Annotated in this window: 6 protein-coding genes; 3 read left to right on the top strand and 3 right to left on the bottom strand. The window is 71.1% G+C overall.

Annotated elements, in window-relative coordinates; all coding sequences use genetic code 11:
• A partial coding sequence (gene bioB, locus G6021_RS07845; protein WP_241736465.1) for a biotin synthase BioB occupies nt 1-1,100 on the bottom strand: 1,100 nt, incomplete at its 3' end.
• Nucleotides 1,101-1,218: 118 nt separating this feature from the next.
• Between bioB and G6021_RS07840 the strand changes: the two genes are divergently transcribed.
• Complete coding sequence (locus G6021_RS07840; RefSeq protein WP_182641009.1) at nt 1,219-1,755, top strand: TetR family transcriptional regulator; 537 nt, start codon at nt 1,219-1,221, stop codon at nt 1,753-1,755.
• A 134-nt stretch (nt 1,756-1,889) separates the two neighbouring features.
• On the opposite strand, the gene G6021_RS07835 is transcribed toward G6021_RS07840, so the two are convergent.
• Entirely contained in the window at nt 1,890-2,435 is a 546-nt protein-coding gene (locus G6021_RS07835; RefSeq protein WP_179524381.1) for a CAP domain-containing protein, read from the bottom strand.
• Between the two features lie 137 nt (nt 2,436-2,572).
• Nucleotides 2,573-3,163: a CAP domain-containing protein gene (locus tag G6021_RS07830; RefSeq protein WP_182638662.1), complete on the bottom strand. Its 591-nt coding sequence runs from the start codon at nt 3,161-3,163 to the stop codon at nt 2,573-2,575.
• A gap of 222 nt (nt 3,164-3,385) precedes the next feature.
• On the opposite strand from G6021_RS07830, the gene G6021_RS07825 reads away from it, so the two are divergent.
• Together G6021_RS07825 and G6021_RS07820 are read left to right on the top strand one after the other, a co-directional pair.
• Nucleotides 3,386-4,492: a hypothetical protein gene (locus G6021_RS07825; RefSeq protein WP_182641008.1), complete on the top strand. Its 1,107-nt coding sequence runs from the start codon at nt 3,386-3,388 to the stop codon at nt 4,490-4,492.
• Nucleotides 4,493-4,560: 68 nt separating this feature from the next.
• Nucleotides 4,561-5,722, top strand: a 1,162-nt coding sequence (locus G6021_RS07820) for a 2,4-dienoyl-CoA reductase FMN-binding domain-containing protein (protein ID WP_182615747.1), incomplete at its 3' end; no start/stop codon positions are given.

The following is a 5,722-nucleotide window of genomic DNA, read 5'->3' as shown; positions in this document are numbered from 1 at the left end:
TTCTTCTCCTGCTTCTCGTGCGCGGCGGGCGCCGCCACGGGCGCAGCACCGGGCACCGCCGCGGGAGCCGTTCCCGGTGTCGCGGGGTGGTGAGGCGCATGGCCGGCCCCGTCCATCTGCAGGACCTCGAGACCGGCGTCGGCGATCATCTGCAGGTCCTCGCCGCCGGGCTGGCCCTCGCTGGTGAGGTAGTCGCCGAGGAACAGCGAGTTGGCCACGAAGAGGCCCATGCCCTGGAGGTAGCCGAGGTGGCGTTCGCGGCCGGCGGCCATCCGGATCTCGGTGTCGGGGGCGACGAACCGGACCATCGCGAGGATCCGCAGGCAGTCGCGCGGGTTGAGCGTGTCCACGCCCTCGAGCGGGGTGCCGTCGAAGGGCAGCAGGAAGTTCACCGGGATCGAGTCGACGCCCTTGACGCGCAGGTCGAAGGCCAGCTCGACCAGCTGCTCGCGGGTCTCGCCCATGCCGGCGATGAAGCCCGAGCACGCCGACAGGCCCGCGCCGTGCGCCTGGCTCACGGTGTGCTCGCGGTCGGCGTAGGTGTGGGTCGTGCAGATCTCCTCGTAGTGGCTCTCCGCCGTGTTGAGGTTGTGGTTGTAGGCGTCGGCGCCGCTCGCGCAGAGCTTCTCGGCCTGACCGTCCTTCAGCGCGCCCAGGCAGGCGCACACCTCGACGCCCGGGGTGTCGGACTTGATGGCCTCGATGATGTCCGAGACCTTGCCGACCTCGCGGTTGCTCGGGCCGGTGCCGCTGGCGACCAGGCACACGCGCGAGGCGCCGGCCGCGATGCCCGCCTTGGCCGCCGTGACGGCCTCCTCGGTGTTCAGCCAGGTGTAGCGCAGGATGCCGGCGGTGGAGTTGAGGCGCTGCGAGCAGTAGAAGCAGTCCTCCGGGCACAGGCCGCTCTTGAGGTTGACCAGGTAGTTGACCTTGACCTTGTTGCCGAAGTGCTCGAACCGCAGCCGGGACGCGGCCGCGACCACCTCCATGAGCTCGGCGTCGGACGAGTCGAGCACGGCGAGCGCCTCCGTCGCGTCGATCGCCCCGCCGTCGAGAATGCGGTCCGCGAGCTCGTGCCAACGGGTGGTCGTGGTGGCCATGGTTCCTCCTGAACGCCGTTCATTGAACGCCGTTAAGGTAGCGGGAATTCGCCGACTTGTACAGCGTTCAGGTTGCAGGCGCGTCGGAGCCGCGGGAGGGGCGATAGGGTTACCGGTCGTGGCTCTCAACAAGTCGGCCGTCGTCGACACCGCGCTCGGACTCCTGCATGAAGCGGGGTTGCCCGGCATGTCGATGCGCACGCTGGCGACGCGGCTGAACGTCCAGCCGAGTGCTCTGTACTGGCATTTCCCGTCAAAGCAGGCGCTGCTCACCGCCGTCGCCGAACGGGTCCTGGCGGACGTGGCCCCGGTGGAGGCCGGCGCATCGGCCGCTGACGAACTGCGCGGGGTGGCCCGGGCGATGCGGATCGCTGTCGCGGGGGTGCCCGACGGGGCCGAGATCGTGGCACTGGGGCTGGCCGCCGGTGCGGTGAACCCGGTGGCCGACGCGGTCGCACGGACGTGTGCGCGGCACGGGGGCGGCGATCGGGCGGCGGGCCTGACCACGGCTCTCACCGCCTACGTCCTCGGCGTGACGATCGAGGAGCAGACCCACCACAACCTCGCCGCCGTGGACCCCGCGATGCCGCGCGTGGACTACGACTCGCGATTCGACGAGGGGCTCGGGGCGATGCTGGCGGGGATGGTCGGCTGACGCCGCGCCTCGGCCGGGCCCGCACATCGAAAAGGACGTTCCGCACACCTGCTTCTCGCGAAACGTGTGCGGAACGTCCTGATCGATGAGTGGCTATGGATGAGTGCTGCCGACCGCGAACGGTCGGACCCGACTCAACTCCGGGTGAACACCTGGGTGGCGTAGAGCTTGTTGTCGCCGGCCACGGCGACGCCCATACCCATCGAGGTGTGGTCGGTGCGCAGCAGGTTGAGCCTATGTCCGGTGGACGCCATCCACTGGTTGACCAGCTGCTGAGGGGTGGCGTTGCGCCAGTTCTGCAGCACGTTCTCCGACCAGCGCGTGGTGCCGGCCGGGACCTGGTCGCGCAGATCGGGGTTGTGGTACATGCGGTTCTCCGCGGCCTGCACCTGGCTCCAGGCGGTGGCCAACCGGACGAGCGCGTCGTTGGACGGGAGCGGAGCCCGGCCGTTGGCCACGCGCGCGGCGTTGGTGGCGTCGTGGAGCTGCTGGCGGTACTCGGCGCTCGTGGGATCGAGGGCCGGGACCGTACCGCCGCCGCCGACGGCGACGCCGAACGACGAGCCCGGCATGAGGAACTGCTGCGCAGAGGCCGCGGGGACGCCGAGTCCGGCGACAGCCATGGTGGCGGCAGCGCAGACGGCGAGGGGCTTGACGAAACGAGGGGAAGTGCGACGCACGAGGGATCTCCAGTTCTGCACACCCCGAGGGGGAGGGCGTGCAGAGGCCACGGTAGAGAGCAAGTCCCCGCCGGGCTAGGGGGAAAAGAAATCTAGCCGTATTTTCACACAGTTAACCGGAAGAACCCCTGGTCGTGCTACCCCCGCTCGAAGTCGAGTACGACGTGGATCACTCCGTCCTCGCCCGCGGCCGTTCCCACTCCCACCTTCGTGAACGCGCTGTCGAGCATCCGCTCGCGCATCCCGGTGTCGGTGAGCATCGCGGTGAGCACGTTCTGCGGCGTGGCCTCCGGGGGCAGGGTCAGGACCGTGCGGTCCCGGGCCTCGCCGCTGTCGGGGACCGGGAGGTCGCCGGTCGTGGGGTCGCCCACCGCCAGCTGGTCCGCGCGGACCGCGGCCTCGACGGAGAGGATCGCGTCGGTGACCAGCCGCTCGGCGCCCACCGCGGTCCGCGCCTCGTTGACCCCGGCCACCACGCTGCCCTCGAACGCCTTCCGGGCCACCTCGGGCGGAACCACGACGAGAGGGGCGTCCTGCTCGGCGACGGTGGTGGTCGCGGTGGTCCCCGGCGTGGACGGGCCCGACATGAGGGAGGCGAGGCCGGGGATGTCCAGCGGGAAGGGCAGGGCGAGTTCGAGCGACCCCTGGGCGGAGGCCGTGCCGGCGCCCGTGACGAGCAGGAGGGCGGAGGCCCCGGCTGCGACGACGGAACGGATGGGATGACGCACGTGGGTGTCCTTTCCTGGGGTGGCGGCCGGAGCCGGACCCGGCGGGGATCGTTGACTCACACTGTAGTACCGCGAGTTCACTCATGCATCTTTCGTCACAGAAGTCACATCTGTTACATCGTATGTAGTGGACCGCGCGGCCCGGGGCCGTACACATCTCCGACTTGCAACGATCGGCTCGAGAGCCCGCGTCGAGCTGTGATCGGCGTTACGGTCGGAGCCATGACGTCGATCCAACGAACACGGAACATCGATCCGATCACCGCCGCCGACCTGGAGTCGCTGGGCACCGCCTCGGGACCGGCGGTGTCGGTGTTCATGCCGACGCACCGCGGCGGGCCGGAGACGCGGCAGGGCCCGCTGAGGTTGCGCTCGCTGCTCGACCGCGCGCAGGCCGAGCTGGTCACCCGGGGCACACCGGCCGAGGTGGCCGCCGAGCTGCTCGCGCCGCTGCGGGAGCTGGGGAACGAGGACCCCTTCTGGCAGCACACCGCCCACGGACTGGCGCTCTACGCCGCCCCCGGCATCGCACGGGCCTTCCGGCTGAGCACGGAGATGCCGGAACTGGTCCACGTGTCCGACTCGTTCGCCGTCCGCCCCCTGGTCCCGTCCGCGGTCGGCGACGGCGAGTTCCTCATCCTGGCCCTGAGCCAGAACTCGGTGCGCTTGTTCGAGGCCACCCGGGGTTCGGTCCACGAGCGGGACATCGGCACCGCGCCGGCGTCGATGGAGGACGCCGAGGGTCGCACCGAGCGCGAGCCCCAGCTCCAGCACCAGGCCGCTGCCGGGGGCACCGCCGCCTTCCACGGGCACGGTGCCGGCGGCGAGGTGGACCGCGTGATGCTGCAGAAGTTCTTCCGTCAGGTGGCGGCGGGTATCGACGAGCTGCTCGCGGGGCCCGACCGCCGACCGCTCGTCCTGGCGGCGGTGGCCGAGCACCACCCGATGCTCAGGGAGGAGCTGTCCTACCCCCACCTTCTCGACGACGTGGTGGCAGGGAACCCGGACCACGCCAGCGGCGCGGAGTTGCAGGAGAAGGCGTGGCCGATCGTCCAGCCCGTCCTCGGCGCCGACGCGGCAGCGGCGACCGAGCGGTTCGGGGAAGCCCTCGGGACCGGGCTCGGGGTGAGCGACCCCAGGGAGATCGTCACCGCGGCCTCCGAGGGCCGGGTGGAGACGCTGATCCTCACCGGGGCGGCCTGTCGTCCGGAGGATCAGCCGGGCGACCTCGACGACGCCGTGGGCCACACCTGCGCCACCTCCGGACGGCTCGTGGTGCTCGAGGCCCTCCCGCACGGCAACTCGGTCGGCGCGATCCTCCGCTACTGATCACGGTTCCGCGCGACACGACCTTACCGGCGGGTAAGGTCGTGTCCGGCCAGGGCACAATGGGCCCCATGAGCTCCAGCCACCCGCACTTGACCAGTCCCCTCGTCGTCGGGCCTCTCACCCTGCGCAACCGCGTGGTCATGGGGTCGATGCACACCGGACTCGAGGACCGCAGCAAGCACCTGCCCGAGCTCACGGCCTACTTCGCCGAGCGGGCGCGCGGCGGCACCGCCATGATGGTCACCGGCGGGTTCTCCCCCGACGTGGAGGGCTGGCTGCTCCCTGCCGGGTCGATGATGGCCAGCCGGCGGATGGCGGACAAACACCGCGGCCTCACCGATGCCGTCCACGCCGAGGGCTCGCACATCCTGCTCCAGCTGCTGCACGCCGGCCGGTACGGCTATCAACCGTTCGTCCGCTCGGCCTCGTCCACCAAGTCCCCGATCAGCATGTTCAAGGCGCGGGCCCTGAGCTCGCGGGGCGTCGAGCGCACCATCGACCACTGGGTGCGGGCCGCACGACTGGCGCGCCGGGCGGGGTACGACGGCGTCGAGATCATGGGCTCCGAGGGGTACCTGATCAACCAGTTCCTCGCGGCCCGGACCAACCAGCGCACCGATGCGTGGGGTGGCACCGCGAGCAAGCGCATGCGGTTCCCCGAGGAGATCGTCCGCCGGGTCCGCGCCGAGGTGGGCCCGGAGTTCCTGATCCAGTACCGCATCAGCGTGCTCGACCTGGTGCCGGACGGGCAGACCTGGGACGAGACCGCCGAGCTCGCCCAGCGCCTCGAGGCCGCGGGCGTCGACGTGTTCAACACCGGGATCGGCTGGCACGAGGCCCGCATCCCCACCATCGTCACCTCGGTGCCGCGGGCGGCGTTCGTGGACCTGGCCGCCCGGCTCAAGCAGACCGTGGGCGTGCCGGTGATCGCCTCCAACCGCATCAACACCCCGGATGTGGCCGAGCGGATCCTCGCGAGCGGGCAGGCCGACCTGGTGTCGATGGCGCGGCCGCTGCTGGCGGACCCGGCGTTCGCCGCCAAGGTCGCCGAGGGGCGGGCCGACGAGATCAACATCTGCATCGCCTGCAACCAGGCGTGCCTCGACCACACCTTCGCCAACAAGCGGGCGTCGTGCCTGGTCAATCCCCGCGCGGGCCGGGAGACGGAGCTGGTGCTCACCGTGGCGCCCACGCGCCGGCGGGTCGCGGTGGTCGGCGCGGGCCCGGCGG

It is taken from the genome of Dietzia sp. CW19, assembly GCF_014145265.1.
Taxonomy (GTDB): domain Bacteria; phylum Actinomycetota; class Actinomycetes; order Mycobacteriales; family Mycobacteriaceae; genus Dietzia; species Dietzia natronolimnaea.
Note: the sequence above shows the minus strand (reverse complement) of the source record. Positions and strands in the feature narration are given on the sequence as shown.

Bases quoted from the DNA above. Each gene is read 5' to 3' on its own strand.
- G6021_RS07825 (WP_182641008.1), top strand. From the start codon at position 3,386: ATGACGTCGATCCAACGAACACGGAACATCGATCCGATCACCGCCGCC.